Genomic DNA, 20,663 nt, shown 5'->3' with positions numbered 1-20,663 from the left:
CATGCACATCCATCGCACGACTGACGAGATAGCAGCAGACCGGGCGCGCTACGAAGAGCACCAGCGCCGCGGCCTCGACTTTGCGCCAAAGACCCTGCCGGCGCCAAGCCCGGTGCCGGCCCCGGAAATTCCCGCTAACACGATCATCCATCAGGAGGTCATTCCGGGCGGATGGTACTGGTCCACGTTGCTCAAGCGTGGTGAGGGGCTGAGGATCGACCAGAAGGAGGGCACGTCGACAGTCGCCCTCGTTGCCTGGAATGCTGCCGACACCAGCGAGCGCCTGAACCTTGTCGACACAGCCAAAATCCAGTGGACGACGGCACTTAGCAAAGGCCGCGTGCTGTTTTCCGACATGGGCCGTGTGATGTTTTCGATCACCGAAGATAGCGCCGGTACCCATGATTGCCTGATGGGCGGCTCGAACGCCGCCTCGAATGCGATGAAATATTCGGGCGTCAAGACACGCAACACCAGAGACAACCTCGTTCTGCTGGCTGGCAAGCTCGGCCTCCAGCGCCGCGACATTCCCGGCATGCTGAACCTGTTCGCACCGGTCAGGCTCGACGAGGACGGGGGGGTCCATTGGCAGAAGAAGCTTTCAAACAGCGGCGACTATGCCGAGTTGCGGGCGGAAATGGACCTTCTCGTCGGCTTTTCCAACTGCCCCCATCCGCTCGACCCAAACCCCACCTATGCGCCCACACCCGTGACCATCACCCGGTTTCGCGCCCCCGCACCGGCCGGTGAGGTTCTGGCAAGAACGGCAACTGCCGAGGCCATCCGTGGCTTCGAGAACAACGCCATGATGCAGGCTTGAGGGAGCGCGACCATGACAGACTTTATCCAGACCTCCATCGCCCGCACGATCGACAACGCCGTCGCCGATCATCGCATCCCCGCCGAGGCACCCTGGTCGGGCATCGTGCGCAAGGGACAGACAATTCGCATCGAGGACAGCTACGGGCAGCAGGCCATCGACACCCTGTTCTATCGTGCCGATGATTTTTCTGAGCGCTATTCCAACCAGGATACGATGCGCACCCAGGGTGCCGCCTATGTCAGCGTCGGAACCCGGATCGTTTCCAGCGAAGGCAACGTGATGCTGACGATGACGGCTGACAGCTGTGGTCGTCACGATACGTCCGCCGGTGCGTGTTCCTGCGAAAGCAATACGGTCCGTTTCGGTCACGGCACCAAATACCTCCACGCCTGCCGCGACAACTTCATTCTGGAGGTGACGAAGCATGGCATGGACAAGCGCGACATCGTCCCGAACATCAACTTCTTCATGAACGTGCCGATATCGCCCGATGGCAAGATGACCATCGTCGACGGCATTTCGGCGCCAGGGGATTATGTCGAGCTAGTGGCCGAGATGGACGTCCTTTGCGTCATCTCAAACTGCCCTCAGGTCAACAATCCCTGCAACGGCTTCGACCCGACGCCCATCCGTGTCCTCGTCTGGGATCCCGAGGTCTGACGCATGTTCAAGAAAGTCCTGATCGCCAACAGGGGCGAAATCGCCGTCCGGATCATCCGGACACTCAAGCAAATGGGAATAGCATCCGTCGCCGTTTATTCCGATGCGGACAGGTTCTCCCTGGCCGCGCGTGTCGCCGACGAAGCCGTCAGGCTCGGGCCGGCCGTGGCCACGGACAGCTACCTCAACATCGACGCCGTCATTGCGGCCTGCAGGCAGACCGGTGCTGAGGCTGTCCACCCGGGCTACGGCTTTCTCTCGGAGAATATCGGCTTTGCCGAGCGCTTGGCAGCAGAAGGCATCGCGTTTATCGGGCCGAGGCCGGAGCACCTGTCGGCTTTTGGCCTGAAACACACGGCAAGAGCGCTCGCGCAGGCAAGCGGGGTCCCGCTGCTGCCCGGCAGCGGATTGCTGGAAAGCCTGCAAGAGGCATGCGCCAAGGCAGCCGAGATCGGCTATCCCGTCATGCTGAAAAGCACGGCGGGTGGCGGCGGTATCGGCATGCAGCTCTGCCACGACGAGGCCGCACTGAAGGCAGCCTTCGAAGGGGTGCGTCGTACCGCCAATGCCAGCTTTGGCGATGCCCGCGTCTATATCGAACGCTTCGTTGCCAACGCTCGACATATCGAGGTGCAGATCTTCGGCGACGGCAAGGGGAACGTCGTCGCTCTCGGAGAGCGCGATTGCTCTTTGCAGCGGCGAAACCAGAAGGTCGTCGAGGAGACCCCTGCCCCCGGCATTTCCGCAGATGTCCGCGCGCGCCTCCACAAGGCCGCTGTCGACCTCGGTGCTTCCATTTCCTATTCTTCCGCCGGCACCGTGGAGTTCATCTACGATCCACGCCGCCAGGAATTCTATTTTCTCGAGGTGAACACCCGCCTGCAGGTGGAACATCCCGTGACCGAAGCCGTCTTCGGCATCGACCTCGTCGAATGGATGATCCGGCAGGCAGCCGGCGAAGATGTTCTGTCAAAGGCGATGGATCTGCGCCCGAAGGGGGCGGCCATCGAGGTGCGGATCTACGCCGAAATGCCGCATGCGGATTTCCGCCCGAGCGCCGGCCTTTTGACCGAGGTGGCATTCCCCGCCAATGCGCGCGTTGACAGCTGGATCGAGACCGGAACGGACGTCACCCCCTTCTACGACCCAATGCTGGCAAAACTCATCATTGCCGCCGATGACAGGGAGACGGCCATCGAAAAGCTCAAGGCCGCGCTTTCGGAAACCGCGATTTGGGGCATCGAGACCAATCTCGACTATCTGCGAAAAATCGCCGCCTCCGAATTGCTGGCCAGCGGCAATGTCGCGACAACCGCATTGCGTGACTTCGCCTTCATCCCCGATATCATCGAGGTGCTGGTGCCCGGCGCCCAGTCCAGTATTCAAGAATTGCCGGGCCGCCTTGGCCTCTGGCATGTCGGGGTGCCGCCGAGCGGACCGATGGACGAGCGCTCGTTCCGGCATGCAAACCGGCTTGTCGGCAACCATAACGACACGGCCGCGCTGGAGTTGACGGTCTCGGGACCGACATTGCGCTTTTTTACGCAGACGTCGATAGCCCTGGCCGGTGCAGAAATGGCCATGAGCTGCGACGGCACGCCCTTGCCGCATGGTGAGCGGGTCGTCATTCCTGCAGGCGCCGTCCTGACCGTCGGCAACATCAGCGGCCCCGGTCAGCGCGCCTACCTGGCCGTCGCCGGAGGCTTTGCGGCGCCCACAGTGCTTGGCTCGCGCGCAACCTTCACGCTCGGCCAGTTCGGTGGCAATGCGACCGGCGCGCTGAAGACCGGGCATGTCCTGCATCTCGCCCGCCATGAAAAGACGCAGGCGCCCAAGCGTGCGGAGGCGCCGGCGGAGCTGACGAACGCCTGGAATGTCGGGGTGGTCTACGGCCCGCACGGGGCGCCGGATTTCTTCCAGCCGGGCGATATCGACGCGCTCTTTTCCCTGCCCTACGAGGTGCATTTCAACAGCGCCAGAACGGGGGTCCGGCTCCTCGGCCCCACGCCAAAATGGGCACGGACCGATGGCGGACAGGCAGGGTTGCATCCCTCCAACCTGCATGACAACGCCTATGCTATCGGCGCCATAGACTTTACCGGCGACATGCCGATCATCCTTGGTCCGGATGGACCGAGCCTCGGCGGCTTCGTATGCCCCGCCGTGATCGCGCGCGACGAACAATGGAAGATGGGCCAGTTCAAGCCGGGCGACACCATCCGTTTCCATCCGGTGGTGCGTCCTGACGATCCCCTGACGGCACCGGCCGCGCTGGCCGGCGCGACCGAAAGGGGATCGGCCATCGTCGGTACGTTCGACAAAGCGCCGGTGACGGTCGTCTATCGCCGGCAGGGGGACGACAATCTCCTTGTCGAATACGGGCCCATGGAGCTGGACATCGCGCTTCGCCTGCGCGTCCATCTGTTGATCAACGCCGTCAGGGACGCGCGCCTTCCCGGCCTGATCGATCTCACGCCGGGCATTCGATCCCTGCAGATCCATTATGACGGCTCGACGCTGACGCGTCGACGATTGCTGGGCCTGCTGGCGAATCTCGAAGCCGGGCTTCTTCCGGCCGAACAGGTCACGGTTCCAAGCCGGATCGTCCATCTGCCACTTTCGTGGAATGACCCGGACGCCGAGCTGGCGATGCGCAAATATCAGGAGCTCGTGCGGCCGGATGCGCCCTGGTGCCCCTCCAACATCGAGTTCATTCGCCGGATAAATGGGCTGGCGGACGAGCAGGCGGTCAAGGACATCGTCTTCGATGCCAGCTATCTCGTACTGGGGCTGGGCGATGTCTATCTCGGCGCGCCGGTGGCAACGCCGGTCGATCCAAGGCACCGCCTCGTGACCACAAAGTACAATCCGGCGCGCACCTGGACGCCGGAAAATGCCGTCGGCATCGGCGGCGCCTACATGTGCATCTACGGCATGGAGGGGCCGGGCGGCTACCAGCTCTTCGGCCGCACGATACAGGTCTGGAATACCTGGCGGCAGACGCCTGTCTTTGACACGGGCAAGCCATGGCTTCTGAACTTCTTCGACCAGATCCGCTTCTTCCCCGTCAGCCACGAGGAACTGGCCGAGGCGAGAGCCGCCTTCCCTCACGGCGGCTACCCGATCCGCATTGAGGAGACCGAATTCTCCTATGCCGACTACGCGCTCGAACTGAGCAAGAACGCCCAGTCCATCGAAGCATTCAAGCACCGGCAGCAGGCGGCATTCGAGACCGAGAGGCAGCGCTGGAAAGCCGAAGGTCTCGACAGCTTCGTGACAGACGATGGCGGCAGAGAGAGCTTCGATGGAGATGTGCCCGAGGGCTGCTTCGGCGTTGCCAGCAGTGTACCCGGCAATATCTGGAAACTGCTGGTAGAGCCCGGTTCCCATGTGTCGGCGGGCGATACCGTTGCTATCATCGAGTCGATGAAGATGGAGATCAACGTCACGTCCCACGTGGCTGGGCGGGTGCGTGAACTCCGGGCGGCTCCGGGGCGTACGGTGAAGGCCGGAGACCTCCTGATTGTGCTGGAGGAGCCCTGACCAAGGCTGCCTGCACCGGGGACGGGGACCGCCGAGACCGAGACGTCGCGGCAGTCTGATGCTGGTGTCCCCCCAAGGTTGATCGACTGAGTGTGCGCCGGCATGCGAGGGCGCGCGCGCCATCGGTCGTAAAAAGAGGTGCAAGAACGCAATGCCACGCCCTTGAAGCTTGGTGAGCACTGCCTCATATAAGGATCAACCCATGGTCCGGGCCCCTCTGGCAGTCGCTTCCGGCGCGTCTGTGATGTCGGACCCTCCCGACAGACGATGCCGGACTAGGACCGAGGGACATGTCTCTTTTCCCACCGCACCCTGCAGGCCGGTCTCATGACGGACCGATGGTCTCTGCCGACTATCCGCCGTCCCAAACCGGCATCGGCTGGAAAACATCCGTTCGACCGATCGAGACGTAAGGCTAGACGGGGTCTCCTGGCGCGACAGAGATTGGTGGGGCATGTCATGAACAAGTTTGCAGCAGCAGCATTGGGGGTTGTCGCCGTCGCCGCAGTCGGTGTGGCGGCGATAAACTGGCGGTGGATTGATGCACCACCCGGTCTGGCTTTTATCCAACGATCCGAAAACAAACCCGTTGCCCGCGCGGCAGGGCCTGTAGCCGTGGAAGTGGCGAAGGCCAAACAGGTCCTGTCGACCAGCGACATCAACGCGATTGGCACGCTGCAATCCGACGAGTCCGTCCAGCTTGCCCCCGAAATTGCAGGGCGCATCGTCGAAATCAAATTCGAGGAAGGCAGGCCGGTCAAGGCTGGCGAGGTCCTCGTCCGGCTTGACGATACACTGGCCAGAGCAGCCGAAGAGGAAATGAGGGTTCGCCTCGACCTTGCGACAACCAGCTACGATCGTGCGAAACGTCTCGCCGGAACGGGAAGCGGCACCGGCCGCGAACTCGACGTCGCGCTTGCCGAGCGGAGCACGGCCGAGGCGTTGTTGAATTCCCAGCGCGCCCAGCTTGCCAAGCTCGATATCCTGGCACCCTTTACCGGAACGGTCGGCCTTCGCCGCATCTCGACCGGCAGCTATGTCGGTGCCGGTACGACGCTGGTCAATCTCGAAAAGATCGACGTGCTCAAGGTCGACTTCAAAATCCCTGAGGCAAACCTGCAGAAGGTCCGCGTCGGACAGAATATCGAGGTTGTCGTCGATGCCATCCCCGGCCGGCAATTCACGGGCACGATCTATGCGATCGATCCGAGGCTCGACGTCAACGGGCGGGCGATCAGTATCCGGGCCACGCTTCCGAACGCCGATCTTGTGTTGCGGCCGGGCCTTTTTGCCCGCGTCGTCGTCAAGGGTCTAAAGGAGCGCCAGGTTGTCACCGTGCCGGAGGCTGCGATCGTGGCGCGCGGCCAGGAGCGGTTTGTTTGGACCGTGGTCGACGGCAAGGCCCAGGAAACCAAGGTGAGCCTTGGAGCGCGCAAGGCAGGCATGGCCGAACTCGAAGGAATCTCCGGCGACATGACGGTGGTGACCGCCGGACACAATCGCCTGCGAAACGGATCTGTCGTCGATATCGTTGAAAGCGCGGCAGCCGAGCCGGCGATATGAGGAGAGGCTGATGGGTTTTTCGGAACTGTGCATCCGCCGGCCGGTGTTTGCGACCGTCCTCAGCCTGCTGATGCTGCTGGTCGGTATCGTCTCCTATGACCGACTGGCGGTGCGCGAGTATCCCAGTATCGACGAGCCCGTGGTTTCCGTCGTCACGACCTATCCCGGTGCTTCCGCCAGTATCATTGAAAGCCAGGTCACCCAGATTCTCGAAGGATCGATCGCCGGCATTGAAGGCATCGACGTGCTGGAATCGACCAGCCGCTCGGAATCGAGCCGCATCACCGTCCGCTTCCGCCTGGAGATCCAGCCGGACGTGGCCGCAAGCGATGTGCGCGACCGGGTAAGCCGGGTGCGTCAGCGTCTGCCGGACGAAATCACCGAGCCGGTTATTTCCAAGGTCGAGGCCGATGCCCAGCCGGTGGTCTTCGTTGTCTTTCGCAACGACCGGATGAGCCCCCTCGAACTCACCGATTATGTCGATCGCAATGTCGTCGACCGCTTCAAGAATGTGACCGGCGTTGCCGACGTGCAGATATACGGCGAGCGGCGATACGCCATGCGGATCTGGATCGATCGCCAGAGGCTTGCTGCCCTGAACCTCACGGTGCAGGAAATCGAGGATTCGCTGCGGGCTCAGAACGTCGAGATCCCCGCCGGCCGACTGGAGAGCAACGACCGCGAGTTTACGGTCCTTTCCAAGTCGGCGATCGGCACGGTCAGCGAGTTCGAAAACATCATCGTCAAGCGTGGCAATGGCGTGCTGGTGCGCCTGAGCGAGGTTGCCCGGGTTGAGCTCGGCGCTGCCGACGAGCGTCGCGCCGGTCGCTTCAACGGCGAAAACGCCATCGTGGTCGGCATTATCAAGCAGGCGGTCGCCAATCCGCTCGATGTCTCCGCCGGCATCAATGCCATCCTACCAGACATCAACGCCAATCTGCCGGAAGGCATGACGGGTGCTGTCGGCAACGACAACTCAGTATTCATCGACAGGGCGCTGGGGGCCGTCTACGCGACAATCGTCGAGGCCATCGTCCTCGTGCTGATCGTCATCGTCGTCTTTCTGCGCTCGTGGCGGGCCTCCATCATTCCGATCGTTACCATCCCGATTTCGCTGATCGCCACCTTCGCGATCATGTATGCGCTCGGTTTCAGCGTGAACACCCTGACCTTGCTCGCCATCGTTCTCGCCATCGGTCTGGTGGTCGATGATGCCATCGTCGTGCTCGAGAACATTTTCCGCCACATCGAGGACGGCATGGCGCCGATACCGGCGGCCATCAAGGGAACGCGGGAAATCGGCTTTGCGGTGATCGCCATGACGCTGACGCTCGCCGCCGTCTATGCGCCCGTGGCCTTTGCCACCGGCAGAACGGGCAAGCTGTTCCTCGAATTCTCGCTGACGCTTGCAAGCGCGGTGATCGTGTCGGGCTTCGTCGCCCTGACGCTGACGCCGATGATGTGCTCCAGGCTCCTGAAACACGAGAAGGAACCGGGGCGAATATCGGCGTTCATCGAGCGGGGGCTGAGCGGCCTTGAGAACGGCTATCGTCGCCTGCTGGCGACCTCGCTCGGCATGCGCCGCTTTGTCGCGCTGGCGGCTGTCGTCGTCGCCGCCTGCAGCGCCTTCCTCTATGTCGGCTTGCCGCAGGAGCTGGCACCCGTTGAGGACCGCGGCATCATCCGCGTGGTCGGCACGGCGCCGGAGGGCTCGACGCTTGCCTATACCGAACGCTATTCCAAGCAGGTGGAAGCCCTTCTCAAGCCGATCTCTGAAGTCGGCAGCGTCCAGACGATCAACGGCATGCCCGAGGTGAACCGCTTCCAGGTTATCGGCCGCCTCAGCGATTGGGATGCCCGCGACCGTCGCCAGCAAGAGCTGGTGGCAGAGTTGCTCCCGGCCCTGCGCCGCATCGCCGGCGTCACTGCTTTTGCCAGCAATCCCCCCTCGCTCGGCACCTCCAACAATGCCCGCCCGATCGAATTCGTGTTGCAGAGTTCAGGCACCTATGAGGAGCTCGACCAGGTGACCCGTCGTTTCATGGAGCGAATCTCTGAATTTCCCGGTCTCACCAACATCGATAGCGACCTGAAGCTCAACAAGCCGGAAATGACCATTAATATCGATCGCGAAAAGGCGTCCGACCTAGGTATCGACATATCTGTGATCGGCAGGACCCTCGAGACGTTGCTCGGCGGCAGGCAGGTTACCCGTTTCGAAAATGACGGTGAGCAGTACGATGTCTATGTCCAGCTGGCAGCGGAGGACCGCACTGCACCATCGACCCTCTCGACGATCTTCCTGAAGTCGCCGACCGACCAGATGGTGCAATTGTCGAACCTCGTGGGCGTCAAGGAAACCGTCGCGCCGCAGGAGCTGAAGCGTTTCAACCAGCTGCGGTCGGTGACGGTGTCGGCAAACCTTGCCGCTGGCGTATCCACCGGCGAAGCGCTTTTCTTCATGGAGACGGCAGCCAGGGAGGTCCTGCCGGACACAGTACAGACCGACGTATCCGGCCCAAGCCGCGAATTCCGCGCTTCCGGCCAGAGCCTGCTCGTGGTGTTCGTCCTCGCGCTCGGCTTCATCTACCTAGCGCTTGCCGCACAGTTCGAAAGCTTCCGCGATCCGCTGATCATCATGGTGACGGTACCGCTGTCGATGACCGGCGCGCTGGCCGCGCTTTCGCTCGGCGGCGGCTCGTTGAACGTTTATTCGCAGATCGGACTTGTCACGCTGGTCGGCCTCATCACCAAGCACGGCATTCTCATCGTCGAATTTGCAAACCAGCGGCAGGAGGCAGGGCACGACCGGCTTTCGGCAGTGATCGATGCCGCTGTCATGCGCCTGCGGCCGATCCTGATGACGACAGGTGCCATGGTGCTGGGTGCCGTGCCGCTCGCCATCGCCCAGGGCGCCGGTGCCGAAAGTCGCCACCAAATCGGCTATGTCATCGTCGGCGGCATGACGCTGGGCACGTTGCTGACGCTTTTCGTCGTACCGATGGTGTATACGTTTGCGGGTCGCAGGATGTCTCACCAGGAAGTCACGCCGCTCAAAGCAGAGGTTAGTGCTGCGACACCCACATAGCCGCCTTGGTGGCTCGTGCATTGCCATTAAGGTGACGGCAGTCGCTTTCAGGGCCGTCTGTCACACTTGCACAATGAGCAAGGAAAACAGCGCTGCCGGGCAAAAAGGAGAATCATCGGTTCGAATTCGTTTGCTACCACTTGTCGACATCGGTTTAGCGACAATGGGCCCGGTGTGCGTCCCATTGATGGCAGGGTGTTATCCATGAATTGGCTTGAGCCTTGGGGAACCGCTAGAGGAAATCGAAGACGGCACGGCTTCTTTTTGGCAAGGCTGGGAGATGGAGTTGCACAAGGAGCCGGTACCGGCCCCTGAGCTATATGGTCTGAGAGTGAGGCTCATTGCCCGCCGCTATGACTGCGACGATGCTCTTATTCAGCTGTCTGACGAAGCATGGCAAAAGTTCATCTCACGTGGACGCAAGCGGAGGAAGGTGATGCACGATGGCCTGAGACTGCCGTTTACGCATCCCTGGATAGGTGGGCGTCAATCGGACTGCGCGATGATCATGCCGAATGGACCGGCGACTTTACCGAATGAACAGGGTCAATCGCTGCAATTGGCGCAAACCAGTCGTATCAATTGAACACCGACTTTAGGTCGGCCTAGAGCTGCTGGCGCTAGAGAAGACGGAAGAGGGAAACGACGCCGTCTAAAAGCGTCGAGCCACAAAACGGCGCGAACAGCGCCATTACGAGATTGAAGGCAATGGCCATGAGGAGGATACGCTCCTGCTTCGGCGTGAGCTGCTTGTATTTTCTTTCGGGCGGAGGCTCTCGTCTCGGCTGATAGGCATTGAGGTCGCGAAACATCTGCTCATCCTTTAGATCGGGGAAGAACGAAGATAGGGCGGAAGGAATGATGTCCAGGCACTGTTGTAAATCTACGCCATCTGTCATGGGTTGCAAGCGGTGCTTCGATGCCAAAAGAGCGCAGGCGCCACGCCGTCGGCAATGCACAGTGCCAGTGGCAAAAGGCGAGATCGAGATGCGGGTGATTTTTGCGGGCCCCACGGTCCACGGTGCAGATCTGCGAACGGACGGTGCTTACGAGCTTCGGCCACCTGCCGGCCAAGGCGATGTCCACAGGGCTGTGGAAGACGGCGCCACGGTGATCGGGCTGATCGACGGTGTCTATGATGCCGTCCCCGCAGTATGGCATAAAGAAATCCTGTATGGCCTGTCTCAGGGCGTTCACATGTTCGGTGCCGCAAGCATCGGCGCGCTGAGGGCGGCCGAGTGTGCGCCATTCGGCATGGTCGGCATCGGCAAAATCTACGAGGGATATGCCAGCGGCCTGCTGGAGGAGGATGCTGACGTGGCGCAATCGCACGCGCCGGCCGATCTCGGTTACCTGCCGCTCAGTGTCCCACTCGTCAATGCGAGGGCGACACTTGCGCAGTGCCGGCATCTGGCCCTCGTCACGCTCGAGGAGGAAGCCCGCCTGCAAAGGACTGCCGAGGAGACCTTCTTCAAAAATAGGACCTATCGGCAGCTGGTGCGGGACGCCATTTCGGATGTCGAAAGAGCGTCAACGGTCTTGGCGCATTTGCGTGCCAATGCCGTCAATCCCAAGCTTCAGGATGCCCTGCGCCTCATCGACAGGGTGATCGGGACGCCGGATCGTCGTTTCTCCCCGCAGTTCGACTGGAGGTTTCACGCCACCTCCTTCTGGGAAACCCAGTTTTGCGGTGACGTGAAATCGATGCCACCCGTCAAGCCTGCCGAAGATTAGGCAAGCAGCCGGAAGGACGGCAATTTTTCAAGTCGTCGTCGACCTGTTGACGAAAGCCCGCCATCCGCCGAAGGAGGATATATCCTCTGCGCCTTCGAGACCCACCGGCTCGGCCAGAAAGCCTTTTGCCCGGCTGCCGTCGCTCAGCATGATGGTCCCGATGCCGAGCGGGGGGGGAATGGCGGCGACGAATTTTCCAAAGCCGGCGGCAGAGAGACGCCAGACTTCCACCTCGATCCTGGCGCCGGTATTTTCCGCGCATCGGATCAGACCGGGCTTAGCTGGTGTCTGGTTGGCAAGGCTGAACAGCTGGTAGTCGGCGGCCGTGGTCGTGGCGCGAACAAAACGTGCGTCGAGATCGCGAAGCTGGATGTTCAAAGGCATGCCCGATAGGTGGGCGCCGACAACGACGAGGTCGATCTGGCCGGGTTCGTCTGTCTCCGGCAGCAAAGGTGGCGCTGGCTGTTTCCAGCCGGTTGCCCCGAGTGTCGATCCGCTCCGCTCGTGGAGGACGGCCGCCAGTGCTGCGGTCAACCCGTCCTTTCCGGCTGGCGCCAGCAGCGTGATGCTAGCCGGCAAGCCATCGCTCCGGGTGCCTGTCGGCACCGCGACGCCGCACATGTCTAGCAAATTAACGAAGTTGGTGTAGGTTCCAAGCCGGCTGTTCTCCCGGATCGGCTCTGCCTCAAGCTCGGTGCGGGTATAGTGACGCGGCGCTGTTGGGACACAGATAAGATCTACCGATGCGATCAGCGGTGCGACCGATCTCTTCAGAGCCTGCAATGCGTAGAGCCCGTTGAAGGCATCCGCCGCCGACAGCGATTTGGCGCCACCGTAGATCTTGGCAGTCACGGGGTGGAAACTCTCCAGGTGGGCATCGAAGAAATCCTTCACGGCAGCATAGCGTTCCGCCACCCAGGCACCCTCGTAGAGAAGATCGGCCGTCTTGTAGAAGTCTGCAAACGGCACTTGGACAAGCTTGTGCCCGAGCGCTGACAGCATCGAAAGCGCATCCTCATAGGATGCCTCCATTGCCGCATCGCCGAAGAATTTTCTGTCTTCCGGTGCAAGCACACCGATGGTGAGCACCGGCGGCAGTGGGCCGTATCCTGTGACCTGGATCGCTCGCGAATAGGCGTCCGCTGCATCGTATCTGGCGGCGACCGAAAATACCTTGAAGGCGTCGTCAGCCGTCAGGGCGAAGATCGAAACACAGTCGAGCGTGCGGCAGGCCGGCAGCACGCCGGTTGTCGAAAGCGCACCGACGCTCGGCTTCAGGCCAACGATGTTGTTGAGGCCGGCCGGGATGCGGCCGGAACCAGCGGTATCGGTCCCGAGTGCAAAGCTAACGATGCCGTGTGACGTAACAACGGCCGAACCGGAGCTCGATCCGCCCGGCACGAGTGTCGGATCGATGGCATTACGGGGCACTGGAAAGGGTGTGCGGACGCCGACGAGGCCGGTGGCGAACTGGTCGAGATTGGTCTTGCCGATAACCAGTGCGCCGGCCTCCTTTAACAGGCGAACGACGGTTGCGTCTACATCCGGGTGGAAGGCAAAATCCGGGCAGGCCGCCGTGGTCGGCATGCCGGCGACATCGATGTTGTCCTTGACGGCGAAGGGGATGCCCCAGAGCGGCTTTGCCACCGGGTCGAATGGCCCGAGGGTTGCCGCCTGCGCCAGCAGCGCAATACGGTCCGCCAGATGCAGGAAAATGCCGGGGTCGTCGACATCGGCAATGCGGGCAAAAACCGTGTCGACCATCTCGGCGACGGTCCAGCCGCCAGCGTAGGCCCGGTGCAGGGAGGCGATGTCGAATGTTTGTCCGTCAGTCATTGTTACTCTCTTCCAAAATCATTACCGGCCGGTCCCACTGGATGAGAACGACACACCCTGTTTTTGTCCAGACGGAGTGCTCGGACCCTATCCTGTTGATCACCACGGTGCCCGGACCATAGTCTCCGGCCTCGTCCGACTGGACGCCATCGAGCACGAGGATGGTTTCGAGCCCCATATGCCGATGGCGGGGCACGGCGGCGCCGGGTTCGTATTTCAGCAGGGCGACGCCCGGCTGGTCGTCTTCGAAATTCTGGAGCCAGTGTAGGGTGACGCCGGGCCGGAAAGGGCCGAATTCGAGGCTCTTCCAGCCTCCCGATGTCAGGTTTTCGCGCGTCGTCTCAGGCATCGGCCAGTCCCTCCAGAATATCGTCGAGATGCGCGGTCCAGCCGACGATCGCCCCTTGCGCGCGGATCATGGCAATGGCTGCGCGCTTGAAGTCCTCGAAATAGCTTTCCGTCGCTTCTTCGCAGAGAAGACATTCGTAGCCGCGATCGTTTGCCTCGCGCATCGTCGTCTGGACGCAAACCTCTGTCGTTACGCCGGCAAACACCAGCTGCTCGATGCCCCTGCTCTTCAGGATGTCGCCGAGGGGCGTGGCGTAAAAAGCGCCTTTGCCGGGCTTTTCGATCACCACCTCACCGGCCACCGGCGCGACCGCCTCGAGGATCGCAGTGCCGGGTTCGCCCGATATAAGAACCCGTCCCATCGGTCCTTCGTCGCCGATACGCAGTGCCGGATTACCGCGATTGCGCTTGGCAGCCGGCAGATCGGAGAGATCAGGCCGATGACATTCCATGGTGTGAACGACAGGCAGCCCGGCCGCGCGGAAGCCCGCGATCAGCCTTGCGACATCGGGGACGATGCGGGTGATGCGGCCGACATCGTTGCCAAGGCTCTCGCCGAAGCCGCCGGGCTCTGCAAAATCACGCTGCATGTCGATGACGACGAGCGCAATCCTGTCTCGTTTGAGTGGAAAGGCGAATGGCTGTGCTTTGATCCCGGCCATCAGTGGTGTCCCGCCATATGCGCGCCGATGACGCCGACATCCGCGTTGCGGATCGGTGTTTCGTAGACGAGCTTGCCGTCTGACATCACCATGATGCGGTCCGACATCTCCAGGAGTTCGTCGAGATCCTCGGACAGCAGCAACACGGCGGTGCCAGCGTTGCGCGCCCTCATGATCCGTGCCCGGATTTCGGCGACAGCCGAGAAGTCGAGGCCAAAGCAGGGATTGGAGACGATCAGCAGATCGACCTCGCCCGTCAGTTCGCGGGCGAGCACCGCGCGCTGGATATTTCCACCGGAGAGCGAGGCGATCGGCGAGGAAGCCGAGGCGGTTTTCACCTTGAAATCGGCGATCAGCGCCTCAGCGCGCCGGCGCATCGATGTCTTGTCGAGCCAAGAGACCTTGCGCCCGGTCTTCTGCTTGACATCGAACGTGCGGAACGCGAGGTTTTCCGTCACTGTCATTCTGGGCGCGCAGGCATTCGTCAGCGGTTCCTCGGGAATGAAGCGGACATTGTTGGCGCGCGCTTCCTTCCGCGTGGCACCGTATGGCCTCCCCTTGACTGTGATCGTGCCGGCCTCGAGCGGTCTTTGTCCGGCGAGCACTTCGGCCAGTTCCTTCTGTCCGTTCCCTGAGATGCCAGCGATGCCGACGATCTCCCCGGCGCGAACGTCGAGATTTTCGATGTCGATGCTCTTCAACCCGGAGCGATCCCGTGCCCGGATGCCGCTGACGGCCAGAACCGGGTCTGCCGTATCGGCGACCGGCAATCGCGAGTCGAGTTCAACCAGCTTGACGTCGCCGATCATCATCGCAGCCATGTCCTGTGTGGTAAGATCTGCCACCTTGCCGCCCCCTGCCATCTTGCCGCGCCTGAGGACGGTGACGGAATCGGCAAACTTGGTTACCTCGTGAAATTTGTGGCTGATCATCAGCACGGTGAGTTCGCCGCGCTCCGTCATGCCGCGCACGACGGCGAGCATCTCATCGGCTTCTGCCGGTGTCAGCACCGATGTCGGTTCATCGAGCACCAGGAAGGAGCGGCCGAGATAGAGTTGCTTGACGATTTCCAGCTTCTGCTTCTCGCCGGCGGCCAGTTCCTGAACCGGACGGTCGAGGGGGATCTTGAAAGGCATTGTCTCCATGAACTCTGCCAGATCCCGGTTCTCCCTGGCCCAATTGATCACGGCCGGCACGTGGGCGCGGCTGATCACCAGATTTTCCGCCCCCGTCAGCGATGGCACCAGCGTGAAGTGCTGGTAGACCATGCCGAGCCCGTAGCTTGCCGCATCCTTGGGCGAGCCAATGGCGACCTCCCTGTCCCCGACGGACAGCGAGCCGGATGTCTGGTGGTAAAAGCCCATGATGCATTTCACGAGTGTCGATTTGCCGGCGCCGTTTTCGCCGAGCAGCGCGTGAAAGGAGCCGGCAGGAACGTCGATGGAGACGTGGTCGAGCGCGGTAAAGCTGCCGAAGCGCATGGTCATGTCGTGCGTCTGGATGCCGACGGCCTTGCCACGGGCCGGAAGTGGTGTGTCGCGGATCTGGATCATGTCAGTTCCTGCCTTTCAACGATGACGGCAACGGGTCCGCCGCCGGGAGGCCCCTGGTGTTCAGCGCCGCCGGAGACATAGAGGTCCGTCGCCCCGAACAGTCCGGCAAGGACGCCGCCGACGAAGGCGCGCGCATGCCGGGTGGAGGAGATATCGCTGTCGTCAAGCATGGTATGCCGGCGACCGCGGACAGAACCGGAAGGGTCCGCTTCGGCCTTGGCGAGTACCGCCACGAGAGTGGCGTCGCCGAGGCGGTCGCGTGCTTCCTTTACACCGGCTGTGTCGATCGCATCGCCCATGATGGCGTGGTCGATGGCGAGCGGGCCGGACCAGCGCGGACTCATGCCGAGCACGATGATTTCGTGGTCATCGAGTTCGACGCCGGCGGATGTCGAGGCACGGCCGGAGAAGAGGTCGAGCCGGGTGCAGATATCACTGTCCGAAATCGTGTCCGGATCCAGTTCGCCGAGGGCCACCGCCACACCCAGCGCCGATGCGCCACGGGAATAGGCCATGGATTTCAATGCGTCGCGGGTGACTGTCGTGCCGCCGGCGTGCTCGACTTCGAGGACCCGTCGCTGGGTCAGAAGGGGGCACTTGATCTGCACGAAATGCACGTCTTCCAACGTGTCGATCCCGGCATCGGCAATCGCCGCGCGTACCGCCTCTGCCACGCTCAGCACCTGTTGCCTGCGGCCGAGATGCTGCCACGGCAATACAGACGTGCGGGCAACGCCGATTGCAAGTGCGCCGGTTCCCTCATCCGCCACCTGCTGCCGGCCAAAAACTGTCCAGTGCGGCGACAGCGCGCCTTCGGTGCCGCCGGACATCACGATCGAGGCGCCGGATATGCCGTGCTTTGCAAACAGCGTTTCGAAGCTCGTCGTGGCGAAGGCGCGCGTGAAATCGTTGACGCAGCCATTGCCCTCGGTCTTGCCGAGAATGGCAACGAGATCGCCAGGTGGCAGGGCAGCATCGAACAAGGCCTCGACGCCGGCAATATCATTGGGGCCATCTGCTGCGATGCGAGCGACGAAGGCGCGGCGGGAGGACATCAGCCGATCCCCTCGATGATCGCCTGCGATGTCGAGACGGCGCCGAAGACGCCGCCCTGCATCTTGATCATCTTGATGGCGGCGAGGTGGTTGCCGTAGTCGGTGGCGCCGCAGCAATCCTCCAGCATGACGCATTCGAACCCGCGGTCGTTCGCCTCGCGCATCGTCGTGTGGACGCAGACGTCCGTCGTAATACCGGTAAGGATGATGTTCTCGATGCGCTTCTGGTGAAGAATGAGCTCAAGGTCGGTCGCGCAGAACGAGCCCTTGCCGGGCTTGTCGATGATCGTCTCGCCGGCGATGGGGTAGAGTTCCTCGATGATATCCCAGCCGGGCTCGCCCCGTACCAGGATGCGGCCGCAGGGGCCCACATCGCCGATGCCAGCGCCGATGCGCTGCGAACGCCAGCGCTTATTGGCCGGCAGGTCTGCAAGGTCAGGCCGGTGGCCTTCGCGGGTATGGATGATGTGATAGCCGTTCGCGCGCATGGCTGTCAGCACCGCCTTGATCGGGGCGATCGGCGCTCGCACCAGCGAGAGGTCATAGCCCATATGATCGACATAGCCGCCGGCGCCGCAGAAGTCGGTCTGCATGTCGATGATGATAAGCGCCGTATTATCGGGGCGCAGCGCGCCGTTATAGGGCCAGGGATAGGGATCGGACGTGATGAAGCGTCCCTTGGTTTCCGTCTGCAAATCCATATCAGGCCTCCTATTCGCCGGCTATCTTGCGTGTTTCGCGATAGGACCTCGTCGGCTTCTCAAAGCCGCAGGTCGTTCCATCCTTGACCTTGATCTCATCCTCCCAAGGCAGCTTGTACTGCCCTGCCATCAGATCGTGCATGTAGGTGTAGGGCGCATCGCCGGCGCCGCCGGCAACGGCCACATAGCCGCGATGGCCGAACTGGTAGATGTTGTTTTCAACGCCCCAGCCGCGCCGTGCCTCGCGGACGAGATCAGGCCGCACCTCGGCGGTGATGATCTCGTTGACGCGGCCGGATGTTCCGTGGGCGATGATCGAACCGTCGAAATTGCAGATCATCCCCTCCCCCATGGAATCGAAGCTGCCGTCGGAGCCGGACATGCAGACACTGACTGTCACCATCAGGTTGCAGAAGGCATTCGACTGGTTGGTAAAGCGCCAGCTTTCGCGGATCGGGGCGGTGTAGCCGGCCGTGCGGATCATGATCTCGGCGCCCTTGTAGGCGCATTCGCGAGCCATTTCCGGGAACATGCCGTCATGGCAGATGATCAGTGCCAGCTTTGCGCCCTTGGGGCCGTCGATGACCGGAATGCCGAGATCGCCGGGTTCCCACGGCTCGACCGGCACCCACGGATGCATCTTGCGATAATAGAGTTTGAGTTCACCCTGGTCGTCGATGATGATGCCGGAGTTGTAGGGCATGCCACCGGGATTGAATTCCATGAGCGAGAAGCATCCCCAGATATGGTTGTCGCGACAGGCCTGCTTGAATGCGGCCACTTCCGGACCGTCCATCCGGCACATGATGTCCGGGTTGATGTCCATCGACAGTCCGTGCAGCGCATATTCCGGGAAGACGACGAGATCCATGCCGGACTGGTTGCGCCGCGCTTTGCCGACGAGGTCGACGATCACCTGCGTCTGGCGGGCCAGGTCGTCCTTCGTCACCGTCACCGGCAACTGGAGCTGAACCAGGCCGATGCCGACGCCGTTTTCCGAGATGTTCAGTCCTCCGAGACCGTTCATGGCGTGTCCTTTACTTGGTTATCGATAGCGAGGCGGGCGCGCCTGAGAGCGACCGGGTGGGCGAGGATGTGGCGATCAGGATGACGAGCGTCAGTACATACGGCGCCGCATAAAACAGGTAGTAGCCCTGCGTCACGCCGACAGATTGCAGCGAAGGACCGAGCGCACCGGCGCCGCCGAACAGCAATGCAGCTAGAAAACAGCCGATCGGGTTCCAGCGGGCAAAGATGACCAGCGCCACCGCCATCAGCCCCTGCCCCGATGAAATGCCCTCGTTCCAGGAGCCGGGATAAAACAGCGACAGATAGGCGCCGCCGATGGCTGCAAGCGACCCTCCGGCGGCAGTTGCCAGCAGGCGGACGGTATCGGGGTTAAGACCCATGGCGCGGGCGGCATCCGAGCTATCGCCGACCACCCGCAGGATCAGGCCGAGGCGCGTGTTGCGGAAGCCCCACCACAGCGCCACCGCCAAAAGCGCGCCGATGACGAACAGCACGTTGATGTTCAGCGCCGCCTGGATCTGCGGCAGGCGCGACCAGCCGCCGAGCGGGATCGATGGCAAGTGCGGTGCCGCAGGCTTGATGAAGGACTTGCCGAGGAAGAAGGCAAGGCCCAGGCCGAACTGCATCATCGCGATGCCGATCGCGATATCGTTGATCTTGGGGAATTTGCAGATGAAGCCGTGCACGAGGCCGAAGACTGCCCCGGTCGCCATCGCCGCGAGCACGCCGAGCCAGGGCGAACCGCTCATGACGGCAACAGCGTAGGCGGTCATTGCGCCGAACACCAGCGTCCCCTCGAGGCCAAGATTGATGCGGCCGGAGCGCTCGGTGATCGATTCGCCGAGGCTGACGAAGATGAATGGCGTCGAGACACGGATCGCGCCAGCGAAAATGGCCAGCGGTACGCCCCAAAGACCGATTGCGGTGTCGTCCATCAGGCGCTCCTCTTCCAGAGGTCGGGGTTGAAGATCTTGAAGCGGCCGTAAAAGGTCTCGCAGAACAGGATGAAGAGAAAGAGCGTGCCTTGCAGCACAAGTACGGTCGCGTCCGGCAGGCCCATGCGTCGCTGGATCAACCCGCCCGACGCATCGATGCCGCCGAGAAGGATGGCGACGGGTATGATTGCCAGCGGATTGTGGCGCGCGAGAAATGCGACAAGGATGCCAGTATAGCCATAGCCGGAGGCGAGCGACGCATTGGCCGTGCCCTGCACCGCCGAGACCTGCACCATGCCGGCCAGACCGGCAAAGCTTCCAGCCAGAGCCGTAAAGCCGACCATCAGGCGGCCCACGGGCAATCCTTGGACTTGCGCCGCGCGGACATTGCCGCCGGCGATGCGCGCGGCAAAGCCGATGCTGGTGGCCTCGATCAGAACGAAGCAAAGGATGCAGGCGATGACGCCGATGGCAAGACCCCAGTTGACGTCCATGCCAGGGATATGACCAAGCATGAAATTTGCCGGCAGAGGCGCGGTCGAGGGCTTGTTGAGGCTGGCGGGGTCCCGGAGCGGTCCCTCGATAAGGTGGTTCATCAAGGCAATGGCGATATAGGCAAGCAGGAGACTGGAAATTGTCTCGTTGACACCCCTGTAGTGACGCAGAAATCCGGCAAAGCCGATCCAGATGGCGCCGGTCAGCATGCCGGCAAGCGCCATCAGAGGAACGACGACGACCGGCGACAGGGTTGCGGTGAGCGGTAGGGCGATCGCCGCCGCCGCAACGCCACCAAGAACAACCGCGCCCTCCCCGCCAATGATGACCAGCCCCAGCCGCGCCGGCAGCGCCACGCACAGCGCCGTCAACAGGAGCGGTGCTGCCCGGCTGAGCGCATTCTGCATTGAAAACCAGCTGCCGAAGCCACCGGCATACATCAACTGGAAAAGGACGGCCGGCGATTTGCCGACCGCCAGAATGAACAGGGAGAAGACAGCCAGGCCCGCAAAAACCGCTCCGAACGAAATCGCAACCGGCTCGGCGCGACGCGCCAACCACCCCAGTGCCGGCCGCAATAACGCGGCTCGCGCTGCCGGCGACGATATCGTGGACGTTTCGATCTCGGCGGCCATGAC

The 20,663-nt window shown here is 62.2% G+C and carries 17 protein-coding genes; 7 read left to right on the top strand and 10 right to left on the bottom strand.

Annotation, left to right across the window (positions count from 1 at the left end; translation table 11 throughout):
- The first annotated feature begins 1 nt into the window (after position 1).
- The 6 genes from J5278_RS23175 to J5278_RS23150 all read left to right on the top strand — a co-directional run bounded on the left by J5278_RS23175 (position 2) and on the right by J5278_RS23150 (position 10,263).
- On the top strand, positions 2-820 hold the full coding sequence (locus tag J5278_RS23175) for an urea amidolyase associated protein UAAP1 (protein ID WP_219258507.1): 819 nt from the start codon (positions 2-4) through the stop codon (positions 818-820).
- A 12-nt stretch (positions 821-832) separates the two neighbouring features.
- Positions 833-1,483, top strand: coding sequence for an urea amidolyase associated protein UAAP2 (locus J5278_RS23170; protein ID WP_142831363.1), 651 nt, complete (start codon positions 833-835; stop codon positions 1,481-1,483).
- Positions 1,484-1,486: 3 nt separating this feature from the next.
- Positions 1,487-5,026: an urea carboxylase gene (gene uca, locus J5278_RS23165; RefSeq protein WP_219258505.1), complete on the top strand. Its 3,540-nt coding sequence runs from the start codon at positions 1,487-1,489 to the stop codon at positions 5,024-5,026.
- A gap of 459 nt (positions 5,027-5,485) precedes the next feature.
- The gene (locus tag J5278_RS23160) at positions 5,486-6,589 is read left to right on the top strand and encodes an efflux RND transporter periplasmic adaptor subunit (protein WP_219258503.1); all 1,104 of its coding nucleotides are present in this window, start codon (positions 5,486-5,488) and stop codon (positions 6,587-6,589) included.
- Between the two features lie 10 nt (positions 6,590-6,599).
- Complete coding sequence (locus tag J5278_RS23155) at positions 6,600-9,677, top strand: efflux RND transporter permease subunit (protein ID WP_219258501.1); 3,078 nt, start codon at positions 6,600-6,602, stop codon at positions 9,675-9,677.
- 214 nt (positions 9,678-9,891) lie between these two features.
- Positions 9,892-10,263, top strand: coding sequence for a hypothetical protein (locus tag J5278_RS23150; protein WP_219258500.1), 372 nt, complete (start codon positions 9,892-9,894; stop codon positions 10,261-10,263).
- A gap of 34 nt (positions 10,264-10,297) precedes the next feature.
- On the opposite strand, the gene J5278_RS23145 is transcribed toward J5278_RS23150, so the two are convergent.
- Complete coding sequence (locus tag J5278_RS23145) at positions 10,298-10,585, bottom strand: hypothetical protein (protein ID WP_142831359.1); 288 nt, start codon at positions 10,583-10,585, stop codon at positions 10,298-10,300.
- Between the two features lie 52 nt (positions 10,586-10,637).
- Between J5278_RS23145 and J5278_RS23140 the strand changes: the two genes are divergently transcribed.
- The gene (locus J5278_RS23140; protein WP_257623418.1) at positions 10,638-11,411 is read left to right on the top strand and encodes a TfuA-like protein; all 774 of its coding nucleotides are present in this window, start codon (positions 10,638-10,640) and stop codon (positions 11,409-11,411) included.
- Positions 11,412-11,438: 27 nt separating this feature from the next.
- Here the strand turns inward: J5278_RS23140 and atzF are convergent, their stop codons facing one another.
- From atzF to J5278_RS23095, 9 genes are read right to left on the bottom strand one after another with little or no spacing between them, the layout of a single operon-like run.
- Positions 11,439-13,247 (bottom strand): allophanate hydrolase, encoded by a 1,809-nt coding sequence (gene atzF, locus J5278_RS23135; protein ID WP_219258498.1) that lies wholly within the window; start codon positions 13,245-13,247, stop codon positions 11,439-11,441.
- The gene (locus J5278_RS23130; protein ID WP_143123297.1) at positions 13,240-13,596 is read right to left on the bottom strand and encodes a cupin domain-containing protein; all 357 of its coding nucleotides are present in this window, start codon (positions 13,594-13,596) and stop codon (positions 13,240-13,242) included. The genes atzF and J5278_RS23130 overlap by 8 nt, the downstream gene beginning before the upstream one ends.
- Positions 13,589-14,257, bottom strand: a complete 669-nt coding sequence (locus J5278_RS23125; protein WP_209186254.1) for a cysteine hydrolase family protein — start codon at positions 14,255-14,257, stop codon at positions 13,589-13,591. Before J5278_RS23125 ends, J5278_RS23130 begins: the two co-directional genes overlap by 8 nt.
- Positions 14,257-15,810 (bottom strand): ABC transporter ATP-binding protein, encoded by a 1,554-nt coding sequence (locus tag J5278_RS23120; protein WP_219258496.1) that lies wholly within the window; start codon positions 15,808-15,810, stop codon positions 14,257-14,259. Before J5278_RS23120 ends, J5278_RS23125 begins: the two co-directional genes overlap by 1 nt.
- Entirely contained in the window at positions 15,807-16,865 is a 1,059-nt protein-coding gene (locus J5278_RS23115; RefSeq protein ID WP_219258494.1) for a ring-opening amidohydrolase, read from the bottom strand. Before J5278_RS23115 ends, J5278_RS23120 begins: the two co-directional genes overlap by 4 nt.
- Positions 16,865-17,566 carry a cysteine hydrolase family protein gene (locus J5278_RS23110; protein WP_219258488.1) on the bottom strand — a complete coding sequence of 234 codons (702 nt, stop codon included), beginning with the start codon at positions 17,564-17,566 and terminating at the stop codon, positions 16,865-16,867. The genes J5278_RS23115 and J5278_RS23110 overlap by 1 nt, the downstream gene beginning before the upstream one ends.
- Positions 17,567-17,576: 10 nt before the next feature.
- Entirely contained in the window at positions 17,577-18,593 is a 1,017-nt protein-coding gene (locus J5278_RS23105; protein WP_219258486.1) for a formamidase, read from the bottom strand.
- Positions 18,594-18,603: 10 nt separating this feature from the next.
- Entirely contained in the window at positions 18,604-19,530 is a 927-nt protein-coding gene (locus J5278_RS23100) for an ABC transporter permease (protein WP_219258485.1), read from the bottom strand.
- Complete coding sequence (locus J5278_RS23095) at positions 19,530-20,660, bottom strand: ABC transporter permease (protein ID WP_219258483.1); 1,131 nt, start codon at positions 20,658-20,660, stop codon at positions 19,530-19,532. Before J5278_RS23095 ends, J5278_RS23100 begins: the two co-directional genes overlap by 1 nt.
- Between the last annotated feature and the right edge of the window lie 3 nt (positions 20,661-20,663).

The sequence above is a fragment of the Rhizobium sp. B21/90 genome (genome assembly GCF_019355815.1).
GTDB lineage: Bacteria > Pseudomonadota > Alphaproteobacteria > Rhizobiales > Rhizobiaceae > Rhizobium > Rhizobium rhododendri.
The sequence above is the reverse complement of the archived record's forward strand: the minus strand, read 5'-3'. Positions and strand labels throughout refer to the sequence as shown.